The 20,831-nt window shown below is 58.0% G+C and carries 19 protein-coding genes and 1 pseudogene; 1 reads left to right on the forward strand and 19 read right to left on the reverse strand.

The features are described 5' to 3' along the window. Positions 1-240 precede the first annotated feature (240 nt). The 7 genes from C7S18_RS23950 to ssb all read right to left on the reverse strand — a co-directional run bounded on the left by C7S18_RS23950 (position 241) and on the right by ssb (position 8,058). On the reverse strand, positions 241-3,438 hold the full coding sequence (locus C7S18_RS23950) for a helicase-related protein (protein WP_170113495.1): 3,198 nt from the start codon (positions 3,436-3,438) through the stop codon (positions 241-243). 92 nt (positions 3,439-3,530) lie between these two features. Beyond that, entirely contained in the window at positions 3,531-4,604 is a 1,074-nt protein-coding gene (locus tag C7S18_RS23955; RefSeq protein ID WP_106894269.1) for a hypothetical protein, read from the reverse strand. 69 nt (positions 4,605-4,673) lie between these two features. After that, positions 4,674-5,288 (reverse strand): hypothetical protein, encoded by a 615-nt coding sequence (locus tag C7S18_RS23960; protein WP_106894270.1) that lies wholly within the window; start codon positions 5,286-5,288, stop codon positions 4,674-4,676. A 158-nt stretch (positions 5,289-5,446) separates the two neighbouring features. Further along, complete coding sequence (locus tag C7S18_RS23965; RefSeq protein WP_146152125.1) at positions 5,447-5,941, reverse strand: hypothetical protein; 495 nt, start codon at positions 5,939-5,941, stop codon at positions 5,447-5,449. 376 nt (positions 5,942-6,317) lie between these two features. Continuing rightward, entirely contained in the window at positions 6,318-6,782 is a 465-nt protein-coding gene (locus tag C7S18_RS23975) for an RES family NAD+ phosphorylase (protein ID WP_106894273.1), read from the reverse strand. After that, entirely contained in the window at positions 6,779-7,105 is a 327-nt protein-coding gene (locus tag C7S18_RS24660; RefSeq protein ID WP_170113496.1) for an antitoxin Xre/MbcA/ParS toxin-binding domain-containing protein, read from the reverse strand. Before C7S18_RS24660 ends, C7S18_RS23975 begins: the two co-directional genes overlap by 4 nt. 377 nt (positions 7,106-7,482) lie before the next feature. Further along, on the reverse strand, positions 7,483-8,058 hold the full coding sequence (gene ssb / locus C7S18_RS23985) for a single-stranded DNA-binding protein (RefSeq protein WP_106894275.1): 576 nt from the start codon (positions 8,056-8,058) through the stop codon (positions 7,483-7,485). Positions 8,059-8,075: 17 nt separating this feature from the next. On the opposite strand from ssb, the gene C7S18_RS24365 reads away from it, so the two are divergent. Then, on the forward strand, positions 8,076-8,813 hold the full coding sequence (locus C7S18_RS24365) for a hypothetical protein (protein ID WP_146152126.1): 738 nt from the start codon (positions 8,076-8,078) through the stop codon (positions 8,811-8,813). A gap of 733 nt (positions 8,814-9,546) precedes the next feature. Here C7S18_RS24365 and C7S18_RS24665 read toward each other — a convergent pair. The 12 genes and pseudogenes from C7S18_RS24665 to C7S18_RS24670 form a co-directional block, all read right to left on the reverse strand. After that, the gene (locus C7S18_RS24665; RefSeq protein ID WP_170113497.1) at positions 9,547-9,978 is read right to left on the reverse strand and encodes a toprim domain-containing protein; all 432 of its coding nucleotides are present in this window, start codon (positions 9,976-9,978) and stop codon (positions 9,547-9,549) included. A 63-nt stretch (positions 9,979-10,041) separates the two neighbouring features. Next, positions 10,042-10,704: pseudogene (locus C7S18_RS25480) on the reverse strand (DUF7146 domain-containing protein); the annotation flags it as partial. A gap of 9 nt (positions 10,705-10,713) precedes the next feature. Further along, on the reverse strand, positions 10,714-12,495 hold the full coding sequence (locus C7S18_RS24000; RefSeq protein WP_170113498.1) for a VWA domain-containing protein: 1,782 nt from the start codon (positions 12,493-12,495) through the stop codon (positions 10,714-10,716). Between the two features lie 7 nt (positions 12,496-12,502). After that, a complete protein-coding gene (locus tag C7S18_RS24005) occupies positions 12,503-13,390 on the reverse strand; it encodes a DUF3150 domain-containing protein (protein WP_106894279.1) in 888 nt (295 codons plus the stop codon). A gap of 197 nt (positions 13,391-13,587) precedes the next feature. Then, complete coding sequence (locus C7S18_RS24010) at positions 13,588-14,181, reverse strand: hypothetical protein (protein ID WP_146152127.1); 594 nt, start codon at positions 14,179-14,181, stop codon at positions 13,588-13,590. Between the two features lie 74 nt (positions 14,182-14,255). Beyond that, complete coding sequence (locus C7S18_RS24015; protein ID WP_170113499.1) at positions 14,256-15,281, reverse strand: AAA family ATPase; 1,026 nt, start codon at positions 15,279-15,281, stop codon at positions 14,256-14,258. Then, a complete protein-coding gene (locus C7S18_RS24020) occupies positions 15,227-15,661 on the reverse strand; it encodes a hypothetical protein (protein WP_106894282.1) in 435 nt (144 codons plus the stop codon). The genes C7S18_RS24015 and C7S18_RS24020 overlap by 55 nt, the downstream gene beginning before the upstream one ends. A 200-nt stretch (positions 15,662-15,861) precedes the next feature. Further along, entirely contained in the window at positions 15,862-16,995 is a 1,134-nt protein-coding gene (locus tag C7S18_RS24025; RefSeq protein WP_106894283.1) for a hypothetical protein, read from the reverse strand. Between the two features lie 680 nt (positions 16,996-17,675). Then, the gene (locus tag C7S18_RS24030) at positions 17,676-18,572 is read right to left on the reverse strand and encodes a RecB family exonuclease (RefSeq protein ID WP_106894284.1); all 897 of its coding nucleotides are present in this window, start codon (positions 18,570-18,572) and stop codon (positions 17,676-17,678) included. After that, complete coding sequence (locus C7S18_RS24035) at positions 18,569-19,309, reverse strand: hypothetical protein (RefSeq protein ID WP_106894285.1); 741 nt, start codon at positions 19,307-19,309, stop codon at positions 18,569-18,571. Before C7S18_RS24035 ends, C7S18_RS24030 begins: the two co-directional genes overlap by 4 nt. 75 nt (positions 19,310-19,384) lie before the next feature. After that, positions 19,385-19,780 (reverse strand): hypothetical protein, encoded by a 396-nt coding sequence (locus C7S18_RS24040; RefSeq protein WP_106894286.1) that lies wholly within the window; start codon positions 19,778-19,780, stop codon positions 19,385-19,387. Between the two features lie 404 nt (positions 19,781-20,184). Continuing rightward, positions 20,185-20,361 carry a hypothetical protein gene (locus C7S18_RS24670; protein WP_170113500.1) on the reverse strand — a complete coding sequence of 59 codons (177 nt, stop codon included), beginning with the start codon at positions 20,359-20,361 and terminating at the stop codon, positions 20,185-20,187. Positions 20,362-20,831 lie beyond the last annotated feature (470 nt).

Here is a 20,831-nt window from a genome sequence, read left to right on the forward strand (position 1 = left end):
GTCCCCCCTTTCGGGGGGGGGACCGGTCAGCTTGAGCGACGTGTCAGAATGGTCGTGACAGCACCGGTATCGGTCCATCCGTCTGGCAGAAGGGCAGTTCCGGCAATAGTCCGATCCAAGAAGACGCGTTCGCGTCCATCTTTCTCGTCCCGACCAAGGATCACCGCAATCTGCGGTTGAGACTGGGCGGACGATCTAAAAACGGCGTGGGTATCTGTGAGGGTCAACTGCCCTCCTCGACTATGCGACATATTTCATCAGCCTCCTTGCTTGATGTGGGTCCAACCCGCGTCGTGTGGCAAGATCGCGGACGTATCGTTCGACGAGTTCGTCCATATGCACGAAGGAGCCGCTCTGGCTTTCGCCCCAGTCAAGGCCCGCGTGGGCTGCCTGGCGTTTGGCGGAAACGGTCTGATCCATGTACAGATCGAGACTGCCCTGAACATGGATACAGTCGACTGTGACCTGCTTCGATTGATCTGGCCTCAACACCCGGGCGATTGCCTGGTCTTCGGTCTTAGCAGTCCAGTCACGGTCATAGAGCACGACCCGGTTCGCCTGGGCAATATTGAGTCCATTCTTGTTTGCTTGGTAGCTCAACAAGATTCCGTGAGCACTTCCGTTCCGGAACATCGAGTCGAGGCGATCCATGCGCCGCCGCGGTGGCAGTTTGCCATGAAGTGCAGGAGCGACGGTTCCTTGCTTGGCCAGCTCTTGTTCCAGAAGATCCAACAAGCCGGGCGAGTGACCGAACACTATGAATCGCTCGCCTTGATCTCGAAGTGCATTGCAATGCTGGATCACCCAGCGCTGCTTCGACGTTAGGCCGCCTCGGTAACAAGATGGAGTATCACGACGCTGCTGGGGGAAGTTCAGTGCGAACGTGAGTTCTTGGATTCGCCGAATCAGAAGCATCAAATTGAGGACCTTGCCATCGCGCTGACACCGCGCCTTTTCCGCCCGGTACCACTCTGCAAAATCGTCTGCCACTGCGAGGTAATGCGACAAATGGGCATCATCGAATACCACTTCGTGGATTACGGTCTGAAAGGCGGGGATTCGGACGTGCTTGGCTACCTGTGGCTCTTGTCGAACCCGTCGCTTCAAAATGCAGCGAATCCATTCGCGATAGCCTGGGACGTCGCGAATCCTTGGCAGCTCCCGCTTGGCTCCTGTTTGCATCGACTCAGCAAACTCGTTGGTGACCCAATCCAGTGTGACAAAACGCTCGCGGAACGCGTCGACACCTCGTGGCACGAAGTCCATCGAGACGGCATTGCGTTCGCTACACAGTGGACCATGGCCATAGGGCTGAAGCGGATTGTTCGCGCCGACGACGCATGTCGCGACTGGCAAGAGGTCGCGTGGGTAGTTAGGAATCGGTGTTCCAGTCATCCCAAATCGGCAGCGCGCTCCAACGATCGCGAGTGCCCTGCTCTGCTGCGACTCTGGATGAGCGGCTACGTGGACCTCGTCGGCAACAATGGTGTGGATCTGCCGCCTGAGCGCGTGAGCAAACGTCAGCTTCGGTTTCGTATTGGACACCGGCAACCGGAGTCGCGAGTACGAGATGAGATTGATCTTCCGGAGAGTCTGAAGCTCGCGCTCGGACTCGATGACCTGCCAGCTATCTTTGGACAATCCGATCTTTCGGATCTCGGCTAGCATCTCGAACACTAGGTGGGCTTCCGTGACGATCAAGGCGTGCCGGCCAACAGACATCAATGCCAGTGCCAGGGCTAATCGCGATTTTCCAAGCCCCATTTCATGGCCGAGCAAGGCACCAGTCGTGCCCAGCATCACTTCGATCACGTCGTCAGCTTGAAAGTCCCAAAGCCAGTCGCGAATTCCCAGTCGCTCCATACGCTTGCGCAAGAATGACTCGAAGCTCGGGAACTTGCCGAGGCGACCCTCTTCGACCTGAATCCAGCCGCTTTGTCTCACCTCGGGCAAGGCGAAGCGCTTGAGCAATTCTTCGCCGGTGAGCGTTGCGCTTGCTCCGTTCCACGAAACCGAGTATCCACGCCCTTTGGGCGTGTCGACAGCCTTCACAGGCAGTGTTGCCGACTCAGGGACGATGGGCGAACCCCAGATCAAAGGAGCTAAGAGCTGCTTCTTGGGAGACACGACCTCGAAGTGCTCTGTCAAGGGGAGTTGCCCCAACGAATTGCTGTTTATCCAGGCAAATCTGGCGAACGGCGTCAACTGACGAATCAGCCGACGCTTTGCCTTCCGGACAAATGGCATCAGTCCTGGGTCGACTTCCACATGCAGTCCTTCGCTTTGAAGCGCGCCGATGACCGTTCGCTCAATAGACTGAACTGGATCGGCCGAACACAGGTGGTGGTCAAGGTACAGTGCGCCCTGGCCGGTGTACCTGACGCCTGTCGGATACCGATGTTCCGCCGGGTGCGGCGGATGCGGCACGTGGCTTCTCATGATCGCGTTGAGGCCTTTGGCTTCTGCAAGTCCGCATCGAAATTGGACCTTCAACATGCGTCTCTTCCGTGTGAGCCGAACGGTAACATCGCTGGTGACAGGCCTCGTAATGACAGGGGTTCCCTGATCGTGCGCGTGGACTTGGAGTCGTGCCTTCCGATCAGCCAGGGAAGTCGCCCGCATGTCGGGAATCGTCGGAATCGGATCGCCCGGCTCCCATAACACCGAAACAGGCGTCGTGGGACGCTTGTTGGGGCCGAAGACGAGGATTCGTGTTGATACTGATGCATTCTCAGAACGGAACGCATTCGCTGGCAGCTGGATTGAAGCACGGAGCCTGCAACTAAGGTGCGGGTCCGCCTCCACTTGGACAGCCGTGGTCGACGGCAACAATACAATGACCACCTGAGCTGCACTGAGTGCTTGGTGCAGCGCATAGTCTTGCGAAAGACTGGATGTGTTCGGGCCAAACTTGCCATGCGATGTACAAGGGTAGGCTGTCATGTTTGGACTAGACAAAGTCAAACTGAACGGCGGGTTCGCAAGGCAGACATCAAACTCCCTTGGAACGACATTCTCCATGCCGACGTGACTCAACTGGAATGTGAATCCGCCCTCCTGGAGTGCTTCTCCAAGGGTTTCTAGGAGCGGCGTGTCGACGTCGATTCCGAAAATGCTGTGGATGGACGGATCAGCGAATTGGATCAAGCGACCGCTTCCGATGCTGTTGTCGAGAATTGAGACCTTCCGACTGTCAGGATTGACGAGGTGATCCACTGCCTGCTTTGCAATTGCGAACATCAACGCAGCAATTGCATCGGGTGTGAAATACTGACCGAGCGTTTGACGCCGGGCTTCGGCGAGTCCGCCCAATCGAGCTGGCTTTGCTGTGGTTTGGCCACGGCTCTGCTGGGAACGCATGCGTTCATACCAGGACATGATGGGTACTCCAGTGGTTACAGGATGAGGGGAAGGCGCTCCCCAATGCGAGGTGCTCATGGCACCAAATCCTGTCGAAAGCCCCTTGGCTTTTGACAACACTCGGGCCTGGGGTGCTCGCCGGCATGAAGCCGACGAGCACATTCATGGAGTCAATCTCTCGGTTGAGAGCAATACTCATTCAGTGCTTCGGCGCGGCGAACCGACATTTCCAGCGTCACCTTGTTTGCGAAGATCACAACGGTCATGTCTTCAGCAAGGCGAAAGCGGCGGCCGGTCTCGAAATTCCGATCATGCCGATCCCATAGCCAAAGTTCTTCAATATCGAGCGGACTGAGGCCGCAGTGATCGGTAGCCCACTCACTAAAGGCCGATAGGCCGGTCAGTAAGGCGATTTGAGATTCAGACTTGTATCCTTGCTGCGTCTTGACTGCAGAGGCGCTGACGTCGACGAGTACCGTAGATCCTTTCACCCTTGGCGGTTTAGGCGTCTGACTGTATTTGAATCCAAGCCACCATCTCATGCTGCGGAGCCCGGAGCTCGCAATGCTCGTTCGAAGGTTTTCGACTACCTCGTCAGATGTCGCCTGCTTCCACAGCGACAACGCGCGATCGGAAGCGATCCGCTCGTCATAGCGGAATCGATGTTGATCGACGACCCTGGACACATGCTCATGCGCCAGTTTGATTTCAGGCCCAACGGGATTCTTCGGAGCGATGGCAGTGGCCATAAGCCCCTTCAAGAGTGTGGACTCGGTCGTCCACCCATGGAAAGAGAATCCAGCGGTGATCTTCCCAATTCGGGCCGAGACCAGTGCTTTTGTCGACTCACTTTCGCGCGTTACAGCTTCGAGATGCGCCTTCAGGACAAAAAGGACAGTTGGATCGGGTACAAGCTGATTCAAACGTTCCTGCAGGACGTCGATTTCCGCCCAGAACTCCCGCCAGTTTTCTCCAGTCAGGGCTTCCTCTCGCCTGGCGATTGCAACCAGCACGGTCGCTCTGAGATTTGACAGCGGTAGCGGAGCGAGGTGGAGACGCTCTGGCAGAGAGTGACTCCATCGATCGCATGCGGCCTTCCAGAGGGCTTCCCATTCATGAAGTGCCTGTATTGCGGGGGTTGCTCGGATATCGGCGCACATTCGTTCCAGTCTATCGATCTGCAGCGCCAAGCGTTCGAATAGAACGCGATTCGTTTCGCGGCTCTGATCAGGCGTGTCGTTCATTGGTGTTTCCTAGATAGAGTAAGACCGCCCCCAAGTGGGGCGGTCTCGTGGTGAGATCAGTGGATCAAACTAAGAAAGGCGTCGGAGCACCTGCCGCTCTCGAATCTCTTCGGTAAAGAGTGTCGCGTCCTGATGGGCCGCGTTGACAAGCTCAAGCCACCACTCGCCGCCATCGATCGCCACGTGCTGGTCACGTGTACCATCGTTGCCAGAGAGATGGACTTCGATGCAGTGCTCTGAGGCCAGTAGCTCTGAAACAAGTCCTCGCTCTTGTTTGCCTGATGCAGTGGCAACAATGTGGAGATGACTGAGGTCGATCGCGTAGTCGACGCGAGCACTGAGCAGCAACGCATATTCGCCCCAACTTGAGAGCAAAAACTGATCGCCATTGGTGGGATAGTGCCCCTCAATGCCGACACGGCACTGAAACAAGTCAGCCGCGGCTCGGGTCGCATTCATAGCCTCGCTGAGTGAGGAACGACACCGAAGCCCTGCATGAGCGGTATACGCTGCCGCATGCAGGGCTTGGCTGATAGTTGCCAGCTCGACGAAGTACTGTCGATCGGCGTTCCAGTCAGCAAGGTCGCGGATCACTCGCCGTTCGCGTACCCACACATTGGCGTGGAGTCGCCAGCGCAAGTCTGGAAACTGCGACCGCAGCGAGTGCGCCAGTTCCTCGGTCATCCTCGTCGAGACCTGAGGACAGATCTGAACGTCCTGCGCCGAGAGCGGCTTGATTGACTCGTGGCCTGAGGCCGCTGCCAGCGTGGCCTTGGCCAAGCTGGCGTCCAGGGACTGCCCCGGGAAGGCTGCCAAGGATACGTTTATTGGCCTGGAGACTGTCACGCTGCGCTCCGGTGACGAGGGGTACGCTCCCGAATCTCGTTCGAGTCGAGGAGTACCCGAATATCGTTCATCGCAAACTGGCGGCGTGTCGATTCACTGATGTTTGGAGAGAACTCCAAGACTGTCTGCAGCGGGAATCGAACTGTGCAGCGCGACGGGCCGAAGTACAGCACCTGGGTACATCCCGTTGAGGCGCGGCCATCTGCGCAGATGAACCCCATGCCGGGTTGGTGTTCCCGAACAATGCCATGAATCCAAAAGCTGTGTTCTCGGATGCGCGAGGTGATGACGATGAGCGTCGACGCGGAGCGACCAAGAGTGAATCGAAACCAATTTTGATTGACGCTGCGCGAAACCGGTGATCGATCGACTAAGTCGCCCAAGACATAGGGCAATTCGTGGTGGGACAAGGCGCGGTTTGCACCCTGAAGAACGTATTGATGCATATCGATTCCTTTTAGGCAGCGGCCGTAGCAACGGCGGCGCGCCAAGAGGGGTTGGTGACCGGCGCTTGCTCCAGCAAACGCGGCGGACAGTCAAGAAGGCTGCGGGCATGAGCTTCCGAAATCGTTCGGTAGGCCCACCCAGCTCTTCGTTGAATCAGGACATGGCAGTACAGAACAGGTCCCTTCGCGGGATGTTGCTGCACTACCCACAAGTGGTTCCCGATCAATGCGTGATCGAGCACCGTGAGAAAGTCCGACGAACACAAGACGGAAACGAGCTGCTCCTGCGTTTCGCAGGGCGTCGTTACGAGCGGAAACTGTGTTCGCATCGGTTCTCCTTTCGCTGAAACTCTGGATCAGAAGACATAGGAATCCCTGAGCACCCGAGCGATCGGGCACCTTTTTCAGAAGGACAAACGGATTAGCCGAAGAGACGGCTGTCGATGGCGAGCGAACGGCTGGATACCCGCCTGATGCGCCCAAATTCGGGATGCAAGGGGTTTACCAGAATGTTGCGCTCAGTACGGAGAATTGCGCTTGGGACTGACAAGGCGAGAGTGGCGTTCCCGACGCCGCCGCGAGCGGCCCAGCGGTCGCCGTATCGCTGGGCGTAGGGAGCGTGCGGAGTGGCGTTCCACCGCTTTGGAAGCGTGGTGCACTCTCCGACGAACTCGTCGGGAATTTCAAACATCAGGAGCATCAGATCATTTGGGATGCTATTCCGATCAACATGCACCAAAAGCTCAAGGAGCGCCAGGCTCGCCGTGCTTGCGGTGTACGCGATGGGTGTTCCCTTGGAGTGCCAACGACCGGAGTACAGCATGGCGCCCCGGCCCGACAAAGATTGATCTGCAAATGCCCGCTTGGTGATGCGGGCGACGATCATGCAAGATCGCCCCACGCAATCCTTGCCATCTCTTCACTGACGGCGGTTGCGCCGGCATCAGTCCCAAGAAGGGAGATTGGCTGTGCATCAAGGAACTGGTTGTGCGTCTGCAACCATGAACGAGCCTTCTCGGGCGACCCGAAGACACGCACGGCCTCTGCCCATACGCGCTTCACGCGAGACACGCGGTCGGCTTCAAGATCAGTGAGGGAGCCACGAGCCCGACGGACAAACGTGCGACCTGGGATGCCCACAAGATCCAGGAACGTCGGCAGCTCGATGCCAAGCGTTGTGGCAACAGTTTTTACAACGGCTGACTTCATGATGTGTGCGCCAAATGGCGCCCGGTTCTCGCCAGATGGCGGGAGCATAGCACTACTCAACATTGGATACCTACCTTGGGCTGAACGCCTGGGTTGGAGAACGAGTGTCAGACCTAGGACCGTCAATGAACCGAGGGAAACCGGCTTGGACCAGGGTACTGAGGCGGCAGCCGTGCTGCCATGACTTGGGTGAGGGATAAGCGTCCCGAACGCGCTTTTGAGCGTTCGGGAGCATAGACGATTGCGTGAGACCGATTTGATCCAGAGTTGCGCGGATAGCACTTGTGCCGTGACCACGAACATCCCCTCAGCGCAGTGAAGCCCTCAAAAAAGAGGGCTTCAGAGCAAAACGCAACAGATAATCAGATGCTAGAAACTTAGAACGGAATCTCATCATCCTCAAACGGCGCACTGGACGGCTGCGGGGCTGGGGTGCCACGCGGGGCATCGTTGTTGCGGTTGCCATAGCCACCACCGCCGCCGCGACCTTCATTGCCACCGCGGCGGATTTCGTAGCCACCACCACTGCTGCGTTCATTGCCGCAGCGACCACCGCCGCCTTCGCGGCTGCCACCTTCACGACCACCACCTTCGCGACCGCCGCCTTCAGCGCCGCCCATGCCACCCAACATCTGCATTTCGTTGGCAATGATGTCGGTCGTGTAGCGTTCGATGCCTTCTTTGTCGGTGTACTTGTCGGTGCGTAAAGAGCCTTCGACATAAACCTGGCGACCCTTCTTCAGATATTCGCCAGCGATCTCAGCCAGGCGGCCGAAGAACTTGACGCGATGCCACTCGGTGCGCTCTTGGTTTTCACCGGTCTGCTTGTCTTTCCACGACTCCGAGGTCGCGACTTTGATGGTGGTGATTGCGCCACCATTCTGGGTGTACCGGGTCTCTGGATCAGCACCCAAATTGCCAACCAAAATGACTTTGTTGATGCCTCTTGCCATGGTTCTCGTCCTCTTAAATGACCACCGAGGATTCGGATGCGCTCGGTGAATCGCAATTGGTCATCGCACGCGCAGCCAATCAGGGCTGCTTGATTACGTTGACCTTCCTAGACTCAATCATGCTGCTGTGTCGATTGGAAATTGTTGAAACGTCGGCGGGCGTTTTGGTTTCCGCTTCAATTGGCGTTCCGAGTTCGATTCATCGCCTCTCCATACTGCGCCGCAACCGCGTGAATCGTCGGCAGTACCAGTGCTGCCTGACTTTCCAGTCCAAGCTGATGGCAGCATACGCGCAAGAACATGCTCAGTATCCGTCCCACGTCGTTGTGGGTGATGCGAACATTGATCTTTGGGCTGCCTCTGCCCTCGCAGAAGGTAGCCATGTGGCTGCCTTTGAATTTCTGATCGCTAATCTGGGAGAATTCGAACCACTTTTCATTAGTGTGCCCATGGCCCGCAAATCGTGCAGACGGGATTCGATTCAACAGCACGGCGGCAATCAGCTGAACCTCATGTGGGCCGAGATTGACCACGACTGCGGTATTCCAGGCAACGCCCTTCTTGCAATCCTGCCCATCCTTCGCCTGCGCTGCCTTGATCAGAATCGATCGCAGGTAGCCCGTACGTTCCTGCTGGTGGGGCTGAAGGTCAGTTTCCGTAAAGGCGATCGCGGCCTTTGCCCCGTATGCGATGACCTGGCGCCGGTCAGACTGGTTCTGAGAGTCGACTGGCGCGGGTGCCGCCCGTCGCGGTAGAGCAGGCTGGTCCCGCTGCTGGGCTGTCCGAGAGGTCGTGCGATTGGTCGGGTCATGTTGCCGATTGGCAGGTTGGGCAGGTTCTTGGGGTGAGACTTTCGTGACTGCGTTCCTGAGCCACTCTGCTGCCTTGGCACTACTTTGGGCAGCGGCAATAGCGCGTTTGAGGTGCTCGGTTGAGACCTTGGTTGCCAGGGTCTGGGCCTGGATTGTCGTGAGCGGGCGACAGCCAATTGATACCAGCACACGGTTGATCTCAGCGAGCCGGCTCTCTTTCGCTTGGCAGTTGCTAGGGACAGGGACTGCCGGGGTTTGCGCGGCCGCCAAGGCAGGCTGGAGCTTCGCCTCCCGCCGAGACGGTGGTGGCATCTGCGGTTGCGACGTCGGTGCAGACGAAGAGCGCACGAATTCGACGAGTTCCCGGAGCCATGTGCGCCAAGAAGCGTTGGTTGGCGCCTCCTTCAAGGCAGCCTTGATGTCATCGTGCTTGTATCGAGAGCCGGCGAGCCGGCACTGGTCCGCGGTCAACTGGGAGAGACCAATCTGGGCGAGTACCCGATTGATGTCGTTGAGGTAGAGAGGTTGTTGGTCAATGGCCAAGGACACGTTGCGTTCTCCTTTGCTTGTTGTGGCACCTGTCTATTTCTACGCACAGCAGCTGCTTTCGCAAATTCACGAGATCAGAAACAGTAAGGCCCCCGCGACGTTGTCGCGGGGGCCCTATTTCCATTGATCAGACTTGTTGGCCTTTCAGCACATTTGCGATTGCTGCATCGAGTCTCGTCGCGAAGTCGCCATGCTCTCTGATTCGGGTCACCCCGAAATGCAAGAGCATGTCGTTCCAATCGAGGCTCTTGCTCGACTTTGGAATCGCGTCGGGCGGCACAATCATCAGGGCGGTCAGCCCGTTTGCGACAACCCGAGAATACAGCTCGCGCGCCGACTCCAAACCAGCACCTCCGAGGATCGTGTCATTGCCACGCACTTGATCGCGGTCGCGATCTGCCCAGATACACACGAGTTTCGTTGACGCTGGAATATCGACATTCGCGAGGCCGCCGGCCGTCCGACAGGACCAAACAGAATTCCGGCCAAGCGTAATGACGTCAACCGATGCGGTGGTCTCAAGGCCTTCAGCCACATGCAGCACGACGTCATCAGCCACTGAGCGAAGCGGCGTGGCCGCGCCCATAACTCGACAGTCAGTCGGGATCGGAAGTGACTTTCTGGTATCGCCAGGCAAATCAGGCTTTTCTCCCTTGTTTGTGATCCAACCACGGTGGAGCGTCACGAGACGGCCATCACGATCGAGCACTCTTGATACGAGGCAGGGGTACTTCCCGATCTCCTCTTCTTTGTGCCGATAGGGCAATGCGCGGTGGAATCGGACCGAATCAACAGCAGGAACCCAGCCCGGCAGTCCCCTGTTCCGGAACCAGAGTCTGGCTGGCCCGGCATCAGGATGCGAGAGCGGAATGCTCTCGTTCCAAACCCGACCCAGATAGTTCCGCAGCTGCTGGTCCTCAGCAGGTGTTCGCAGCGGTGTTGGCGCTACTGGCGTACGATTGACGACCGGTACAACTACGCGGCCGCCGAGGGCCTCATAGATTGCCTCAAGCACCTGCGGGAAGGAGTAGCAGTTCACCGCTCGAATCAATTCCAGGCCATCCATCGGGCCGCATGAGTGACAAAGGGTTGTTCCATTGACTTGAAACTGCTTGCCAACTCGGAACGCTTTCCCCGAATTCCCGCCATGAATGGGGCAGGAAGTCTCGTTTCGATCAGGCCGTGCGCAGAGGTGCGCCCAGTCGACCGAGGGTACGAGTGCCGCCATCACTGACGACCAATGTCCCTCTGCCATTCGCAAGATGTCTTCCTTTTCGAGTTTCATGGATATCCCTCACGCTGCTGCAAGGATTTGGTTTTTGAGGGTGGCCATCAGAGCCTGCGGTAATTGGTCAACTGATTGAATGACTCGGGAGCAAGGGAAGATCCCCGTGATGGCCGGAAGTTGAATACCGATCCCGACGCATTCGACTTGGGCAGCTTGCATCCCTCGGACGACAGCACGAGTTGCCGGAGCGTTATCGGGTTCGCCGTCCGTGATGACGACGAGAATCCTGCGCGCTTCGTCACGCTTGACCAGCTCACCGGTCGCGATGAGGATGGCCTCCGCCATTGGCGTTGAGCCCCAAGTCGACAGCGCGAACTTGGGCAAGGCGCTTCGAATAGACTCATCGAAGTGCTTCAAGCACCCATTTCCCGGGAACGAATAGATCGCCAGCGAGGCCTCATCGAATGGCTGCAGAGCCATCGCTGCTGCCAGGGCAGCCTCAACAGCAATCTCTAGCCGCCCGTGATCCTTCATAGATCCAGAGACGTCGAGCAGGATCGATATGGCGGTACTCAGAGACACGCCGTCAGTACGTCGGGAAAAGACCCGTGGATCCCCCAGCAACGCACGACGAGGCCCTGAGGGAGCCAGTTTGCGACCAGAAGCTGCTCGCACGGTGTCTGCATCTGACTCAGCCTCGAGGAGCACCGCCATACGGCTGCGTAGAAGTGCAGTCGATGCACGGATACGGTCCAGGTTCGGCATCGGCCCTTTGGGCGGAAGACACCGCTGGGCTGTGCCGTCCATCTGAAGCTCACGAGGATTGAAAGTGACCGTCTCGACATCACCAGACGAGACCGCGGACTCGATGCTCTTACCAAGCTCCTCGTTTTCGGCCTCCCGCTGAAGTTCCGCCACATCGGGTACGTTCTTGTCCTCTAGAACAGCACGGAGCGCCTTTCGGAACTCGGTGGCTTTGGAATCTGCCCCCTGCTCGCCCTCCGCCCCGCACTCATCTTCTTCGTCCAAATTGCCAGTGACGCGTTGATCGGCTGCGGATTGCGATGCCCCGCTCTCGCTTGCCAATGCTTCTGCCTGTGCCTCTGTTTCGTCTGCATCGGGAGGCAAATCAGCGTCATCTGTGTCATTCCCACGTTCGGGTTCTGACTCCTCTGGTTCTTGCGCAGCTGTCTTCAACAGTGCGACCAACTCTGCTGCGGCTTGGAATGATTCCTCGGTCGAGCGCAGCATTGGAGCCAGCTTTGCGTGAGTATCGAGCATCATTCGGACATTGGCACCGAACCGCCGGTCCACCTCCATCGCAGCCAGTTCAGCAAAGCCGAGACAGTCGTCATGACCAAGCTGATCGGCAACAGAGCGAAGAAGCAAGTAGTTCAGCATAGTCGTGGCGTCTGTGTCTGAGGGTGTCGGCACGAGACTTTGCGCGATCCGAAGCTTGACAGTTGCCTTTCGATAGAAGGTGGCCTTGAATCCTGGCCACCGCTTGAACTGCAATGCATCGACGCGACGGTCCTCCAGGATATTGGCAATGACTCTCTCTAGGGACGGGACCTGAAACGGAGCGAAATCGGTGTGCTCCAGATGCCCAACCTCATGAACAGCAAGAGCGACATAGGTATCGACGATTGCAGCCAATTCCGCATCCGCCGTGCCGGTAGGCACGGGGATGCTCTGGAAATTGATCTGGCCGTCGCCCGACGAAGACGTCCGGTCACCACCGAAGGTGACAGAGAGCGCCTTCCCCGATTGCTCCAGCCACTCGCGAGCGTCTTCGAGCAGCATTCCTACCAGTATCGGTAGGCTTGACTTAATGGATCTCAGATTCATGTTTTCCTCAGAAGTTGAGGGGAAGCATCCCGCCTGCGAGCTGCAAAGCCTTTTGCGGCGGGGCCGCTTCGGGTAGCGATGCATAGCTCCACAACTGGTCGGGATCACGCAGCGCGCTCAGAACGGCTCGCAACGCAAACGTGCTGGTGGGGTCGAGTCGACCGTCGGGAATCCCAATGAGCGTCCCGTTAATTGCGTCCACAGCGGGGCCGATCTTCGGGTCGAGAAACGCGAAATTGCTGAGCTTGCTAACAAGCCGTCGCGTTGCATTCAGTGTCGCTTGGGTCACCTGGTCTTTCCTTGAAGCAGTGACGAGCAACCGCGCAGCCGGAGTTGCGATGTCCTTGAGCAGGCTTTCAAATGCCTGAGCACCGAGAGACGCATACCCCTCACCAAGCGCTGGCGCGTGATTGCGGGGAGCCGCAATCTCAAGCCACGTCCAGGAGAAGCTAAACGACGAACGGACCTGGGCGGGCGACATTTGGGCGTCCTTCAGCATGCTTGCCCACGTTGGATAGGCGGCTTGCTGAGTCGCATACGCGGTGGGCAGCTCTCCGACCAAGTAATCTACCTGATCGTTCCACTCGCGCTGAATCCCTTGGAGTGCCTTGTGCGTGGCTTCCGCCAATTCGGTAGGTACAGCCCAGCCCTTCAAAATGCGAACACCTTGGAGGGCAGCCGCTCGTTCGGCCTTGGCTGCAATGTTCCGAATTTCGGCCAGGAACGCTCCAGGCACAATCTGCTTCACGCCATCCCGCATCAGATCTTTGGGTGGTAACTGATTGGCGACCAATGAGAGGTCGGCGTCCCGATGGATGGCTTTTTCGCCTGACCAGACCCGTGTGGTCAGGTCCAGGAACAGGGCGTTTTCATTCAACGGATTCTTGATTTCCATATTGTGAGCTCCAGCCGCGAATTGTCACGGCATACAGGTTGGCGGCTTCGCCGCAACAGATTGAGTCGGAACACCGACCAAGACGAGGCCAACGGCCTCAGAGCTCACGCACCACCACGGGTGCTTGTTGGATCAGCGATCGAGGTAGAGCGTCGCTGATCGAACAAGCACCCCGGAGTTACCCGGGATGCTGTTTCTCAAAATCCCAGCGTTTGCACGCCGGAACGTGATGCCAGTCGACTGACGCTCACAATCACGTCCATCGATTCAACAGCCTGTTGGATTTCAGCCGGGAGTCTCGCAAGAGACTCCCGGAAGACGCTCGAAGCTTGGACCGTCTCACCCTTAGAGTTGAGCAGTTCAACGCCACTGGTGATGGCGACGGCCGAAACGAAGACCCGGAGATTCGCCGGCAGTTCAGAAACGTCAATCGTTCCTGTCTTGCCCAGTTCAAGACTGCAGCGGAGATTGGGGTTCGAAAGCTGCAGCACGGCGGGATCATCGGTTGACCCGATGAATCCAAGCAAGACGGCCAGCGCCTGGGCAATCTCAAGCGGTCGCTTGCTCACCATTGTCAGCGGCATCTTGAGCCGATTTCGGCTGTCATTTGTGCGCTCGCCCTTCGGGGGTACGACAGTAGCCACCTCAACTTGGCGATAGCCCTTTTTCTCTTGAAGCTTCAAGCTGGCGCGGTCCGCCATTTCACGTGCAGGGTCGTTGTCAACGCACTGACTGATCGGCACCTTTAGCGGGCGCAGAGTCTTACCTCGTGCCCCAAACTCGATGAGCACGCCGTCATGAAGCGCTGAGGCAATTCAAACAACCTCTCCGTGTTGGCCAGATCTGACCAGTGCGATCTGATCGGTCACGCTGCTGCTCCGCCGAACACGCCCTGTGCCAGCTTCCTTACTGCGTCACGAGCGTCGTATTGGAGCTTGTTTGCGTAGTTCCACATGAGAGTCTCTACGAACGGATTCAGCCCATCGCGTTCCATGGTCGCGGAGAGCAGAGCGTCGTTGATCCAAGAGACAGTCTCGTCAGTTGAGAGACCTCGAAGGATCCCGTCGGACCCGTTGTTCGCGCTGTTCCGGGTGCTGGCGAGCACCCGCATCACTTTGTCGAGCAATGCAGCATCCAAATCGGGAAAGTGTGCTTTGAGCACGCGCTTCTCCTGATCCGCATCCATGTAGCCGACTTCGACGACTCGTACGCGACGCGTAAGCGCGGCACTCTGTCGACGCGTACCAGCATAGAGTCCTGTGTCATCTCCCGTGCCATTGGTATTGGCGCTAAAGATCATGGCAAAACCAGGAGCTGCCTTGACGACCTGTCCGTCTGGCGTTGCGATCTGCCCAGAGTCCAAGATGGAGTAGAGCAAGGTGCCCTCTTCGGGCTTGAGCACGTCAACCTCGTTGATGAGAACGGGGTAGCCTCCGATCATCGCCTGAACGATACCGCCGGGCTGGTCGATGGTATTGCCATCCTCAATTCCGACCGTCCGGACGCCCTCCATGAGGTCGGTAGATCGGGTCGCGTCAAACACAAAGACAGGGACATTCAAGCGCGCGAAGAGCTGGGTGACGATACTCGTCTTCCCAGACCCAGAGGGGCCAGTCAAGAACAGGCCTTGAATCGGTTGGTGTGGATGCCGGTGGAGCGCTTGCTTCCAGGTCGCGATTACCGGGCGTAGCAGGTCCCGGCGGAACTGGTAAACGGGGTTTATCGCGGGCAATAGCGGGTGCTGGACCGGTGCGAAGCCTTCAACCTCAACAGGAGTGGCAGCGCCTACGATTTGACGGATGTCGTGGATTTGTCGTGTGAACATATTGGTTCCCCTCAAGATGCAATGCGCAGAATGTTTTGTGGGATCTTTCGGGTGCGTGCTACGCACCGTCTCAGTCCCGATCGGAAGCGATCGGGATCGATCCCGACGAACTCGCAATACACATCGAAACTCCGCGGGTCAGCTGGGTCGGGGTTAAAGACCCAGTTTTCAATCTCCAATCTCTCGGAGAAAGTCCTGTCCAGCATCAGTTCGATCTGTCGAACGAGCATTTCAGGAATGACCTTCGAGACTTCGGCAGGCGTCCACTCAGACCCGCCTGTTTCGGCGGCCATCCGCTTGGGGTATCTGTTGAGCCGGAGCTTTAGATCCAGCTGTTTGGCCTTACGGCCCTTCTGCATGGTTTCCTTGGCAATTCGACGCACACGCTTGGCAAAGCGCTTGACGAATTGTTCTGGCGAATCTCCGAAAAGATCGTATGTTTCCATTTGTCCTCCATTAGGAAGGCAAGGCTTCCCGGCAGGGAGAGCCCTGCTCGGGTGCTTTCACGTGATGAGCTGGTATCGCCAGCAAGTCGGACCCAAGTTGGGTCATGATCACGGGGCTCAGCGTTGGAGCCTTCTCCCAGTGCGCTGCGAAGCACTCGGAGAAGGCCCCGATTGATCGGGGCCGTTTGAACGTATTGGGGCTATCCGCATTTTGAGTATGCACATGCCTGGCATGTAGGGCAGCCGTCCATAATGACTACAGAATGTTCGCCGCAACTAGGGCACTGAATCCCTGATGGTTGCTTTGATGCAGGCACTTGATTGACCGGTGCCGCCTCGACGTTAAACAGCTTGAGCTGCTTTCTTGCGACAACCTTGCCGCTCTCATCAAGGATTCCGAGAGCGACGTATCTGGCCAGGATGCTCTGTGCGACAAACGCAAGGGTGCTTGCGAATACACGCTGTTTCCGTGTGATCGGGCAGAACGCCCAGAGGTCACCCATCGGCTCAGAATCCTCGCGAAGTGCGAGTAACTTGAGGCCAATCCAGGCCGGATCGGCAACTTGCATGTCTTTTGACAGCAGCTTGGCGATGCCGTGCCAGGCGGCAGGGAACGCTCCAGCAAACCACACACTATGCGGCCAAGCTGCTCCATCTTCGAGCTCGGTCTCGGCCATGAAGACGCGGAAGTCGTCGCCCTTGCCGGCATTCTCAACGTCAAAATACCGGGCGGCGCCCACGTCACCATGGCGCGCTTTAGGCTCGCTTGGCGCGACAAGTGCACGCAACATGGCGGAGTCGGTTGGCTCAATCTGACTCAGGTAGCCGACGCGATCACACGCGATCTGGACGTAGCGAGCCAGGGCCGCAACAGGGCTCCCGACAGCAATTGGTACTGACTGCCCTGGAAGTTTGACCTCGACTGCATCACCGGTGATTGCAACCAGGGAGCTGAGTTTCTTGGCCAACCACGCGCGATCCTTGGTCCGCATGTCGAAGGACAGAAGTCGGGCGACAGCGGCCAGTCCGCGAGGTGCTTCGGCGAAGGGAACGAGGACTTCGAACGGTTCCTGACTGTCCTCGCCGAAGTAATTGACGGTCACAGCGAACTTGGCACCGCTATGACTCCGCACCACTGGGCTCGTCCATCCAATGGTCCCTTCAGGAGTATCTGGCCTTGTCGGCCACACGAGTTTGTCCGCGACTGTTGCTCGGGAGTTCAGGCGAAGCCGATCAATGACAGACGCCTTCGGAGGCTCCAGAACAGCGCCGCTCGAAGGGTCCTTTTGCCCCACAACGGACACGCCTTTGATTTTCTTGCTGATCCTGATCACTTCGCTCTCCCGGCAGCTACGATTCCGGTCGGAGACATGCCGAACAGGCACAAGATGCTGCTGCCTCGACTTTTGCGGTTGAGAGTCTCAGAGCGTGAGAATGCAGCCAGGTCATTGCACAGGCTTCGTGTGGTGGTTCTACGAGAGTACACATGGTTCATTGGTTTTCCTTTTGGCCCCGACCAACGGGGGCCACTGCAACACCCGACCAAGGCATTGGAGTGGCCCTCGGCGCGGGCGTATTGCGAATTCATGGGAATACAGCCCTAAGCATCCCGGTTGTGCACCGTATCTAGCGCTGGCTGCGTGGGGAGGCGCCTGTTCAGTTTGCGCGTATCGGCCGATGGGAAGCCTAAACAGAACGATTGCGGCAGCCTGCGCGGTTGACCTGCTCGTGTTGGATTGCTGAGAGCATCCGCCGCAACGGGCGGTGCGCGTCGCGAAGGTCAGCGGACAGTGCGAGCCCGAGAATGTCGATCAGCATAGTGTCTCCATACAAAAAGAGGCACCATGCGCAAGGCAGCGGTGCCTCGCGTGAGGTGATTGTGACAGGATGCCCTCCTGCAGGGCCGTACACTGACGGATGTATCGAGCGTACTACCGCGGTTAGACTCCTTTGAGCCCTGAGATGCGCGGATAGCAAAACCGGGTCCCGAACTTCGGGACCCGGTCGACTGTCGTCAAACGGATTGAACTTTCTTGCTTTCCGGCGATGCTGTGCGGGTTTCCCGCTTCCTCAACCCCTTCATGTCGCCATCCCAGCAGGCATGGCGGTATTCGCATTGAGTGCACGGCGTATCGAACCCCATTCGGGACTGCTTTGGGAATCGTTGCGCTCGAATCGCCTGGGCGACCCACTGGAGCTTTTCAACGAACTCGGCAATCTCGCCGTCCGAGCGACGCTTGCCGATGTCGCTCAACTGCCAGACCGGTCCTTCACCCCGATCGGTCTTTGGAACCTTTCGTTTGATCCCTTCGAAGTAGGCGAAACCTTGAACCTCAGGAATGCCTAGTCGCTTCGCGTGCGCATCCAGTACCAATTGATAGAACGTGCCTTGGTCCGAAACGCTCGAAAATCCCTCTTCAGAAAAACGAATGGGAGTCTTTGCGTCAACGACCAGGAGATCATCATTGTCCGTGAACGCCACGAGGTCTACCTTGATCGATGCCAATATGCCCCGACCAATGGCCGCTTCCAGTGGGCGTTCAACGAGTGGCTTTGCCTGATTGTCGAATGCGACTGATAGACCCGATTCTGCGAATGAGCTTTCGAATCGGGACATGAGCATCTGACCCGTGTGTAACAGGTCTTCCTCAGACCACAAGGAACTATAAGAGACCGTCGTCGACGAGGTGGCGGCATTCCACTTGTCAGTAAACACCTGAACCGGATCGCAGGGCCGGCGGTACGCCGAAGCAATCAATGACGCCTCAATCGCCTGATGTGTTGCGGCCCCGAACACGAGGGAGGCACTTGTCTCTATGGCCTCAAAGCGCCACACATATTTCCACGCGTATGCTCGGGGGCAGGACTCATATGTCGCCAGTCGAGAGGGTCCCAAGCGAATGGTGCTCACGTAGCACCCCGCGCGGGTCGCCTCAAGCCTTTGAGGTGCGCCTTTGCCGCCTCTTGCGTCTCAAACACCGGTACAGGCCCAAGTTGCTGCGCTTGATGGAACGCGTAGATCTGAGTCAATGTGGCAGCCGCCACGCCGTTACTCAACGACAGCTGATAGGAGCTGGGTGCTTCCGGTTGAGGCGGCACAATGGTGGCCCCAGTCGGTTTGGCATCAATGGTGGCAACGAGCTCTGCCTTGCGTTCAGCCTGGCCATCTGCGGGGACAACTGCAGGATGAGGGCGAGACTGTTCGCCGAGCGGTCGAACGGTATCCGCTTCCGGAAGCGATTCGGGCAGTACGTCGGCTGCCAGCAAGGGCTGCGCGAGTGCCTCGATGTTGGGCGGGTAACCAAGCGCCTTGGCGAGGTCTCCGCGCGCGTTCGTCTCAGCCCTTTCCCAGTCCTGAGTCTCGCGAATCAACGCAACGTGCGTGGCGTTGGCGATAGTGGTACCCGAAGGATTTCGGAGCTCAGCTGAGAACTTGACGGTTTTGGCGGTATCGCTGAGCTTGAGGTCAATGACCTCGGCCGAGACGGTAGATACCCAGCCCAGACTGGGCGGATACGCCCGCAGGACGGCCGCCCAACGGCAAAGCGCCGGCCAATACCGAGATGGCGTTGGCGCGCCGAGGGCGTCGATTGCGACGACAAGCTCAGGTTTTGCGAGCTCATAGAGCTGCGCGATTGAATAGTGCATATCATTACCTCTCCCGGCGATCTGATTGATCGGCCCCGCCGGGTATTGCTCCCGGCCGCGGGATCAGTAGTGGTATCAGCTTGGCATTGTGTCGCCAAAGAAGTTGGGTGGCATGGCGCCGCGTGACGTTGTTGCTGCTGGGCTTGCTGGTTCGTTGTCAGCCGTTCTTGCGGATGCAATGACCTGCAGGGAGTGAGCTTCAAGCTTGAGGAAGGACTTTCTTCCCTTCGCAGGGTCCGGTGGTTGGTACCACAGCTCTCCTTTGGCCTGTATTTGCGTGCCAACGGACAGATCGTTCGCGAGGGCTCTGATTCGGTCGTGCGGGCCTTTGTATTCGACGACGACCCGCAATGACTTGTTGCCTGAGTTCAGTTCGGCTCTCACGAATATCTTCGCGCCGTCATCAAAAGAGACTACTTTGACGTCGGAGGCGACCATTGCCATGAAAGCGAAGTCATTTTCGAATGGCATGGAGGTTACAGTGTTTGAGTGGGAAGCCCCCACCAGGCTGCGCCAATGGCGCGAATTCCTGTCCGCAGTGCATCGTGGGTTCGCTGCACTCTGGACAGGATGCTCTCGCATCCTGTGTGTGTGTCATGCGGCACACACTTCCGCGACCTCCGCATCCGTTGGAATGAACCCCGCGCATCGCGCGTATGCTGTGACCGTATCAATGTCGTGGCATACCGTTGGAACGCGGTGGAACTGGTCTCCAATCTGAATGGCTTGGCGCGGACGATCGTAAATTGCCTCTACCATGACTCTCTCTCCGTAGGTTCGGGGCCAGCACCCCCATCAACGCACGCGCACATGCACTGATGGGGACACTGGCCCGTCGCCCCTGCACTCGCGTTAGCGAGTGCAGGGAGATAGGGTCAACGAATGCCTTCCGCAGCGGCAATAGCCGCGTCGATCTGGGCATGCCGTTCGACAACTGATCGAAACCCATTGGGCTCGGTCTTTGCCGCCGAATCGTCACTGTCGAGAAACGTCTCGCAAATCACGAGCGTTGCGACGAACGCCGCGATAGCGGCAAGCGCCTTCTTACTCATGGAACTGTCTCCGCCCGTGCCAGGGCGTTTGGGAGAGAACACCCGCCTGGCACAGGGCGAGCGCCCCGCGGACGCACCGCCCCTACTCGGGGCAGTGAGCCCGCGAGGGGAAGTCGTGTAGACAGCACCCTTGAAAGGTGCTCAGGCCTGAGAACAGGCGGAGCGCCGTGGGCGCTGCTCTTGATCTACCGGGGAACCACGCTCAGTTAGGGCGCATGCTGGTGCGCGCAATAATCGAGTGACCACGGCGCCATCCACGTCGCTCCAGGAGGAGTTCACATGGATACGGCTGGGTGATGGTTCCCAAGGCGTCGCAAAGTCGAGAAAGAGACTTTGCGCAACCGAAGCAACTCGTCCAGGAGATTCCCTGTTTGGTGAGTTGCAGACAGGCTTAGCCGCATCAAGCGGGTTGCCAGAAGTACACCGTAGGTGTACGAAACGCGGTCACATGGACCAAAGATGGCGCTGAT

The sequence above is a fragment of the Ahniella affigens genome, from assembly GCF_003015185.1.
Taxonomy (GTDB): Bacteria; Pseudomonadota; Gammaproteobacteria; order Xanthomonadales; family Ahniellaceae; genus Ahniella; species Ahniella affigens.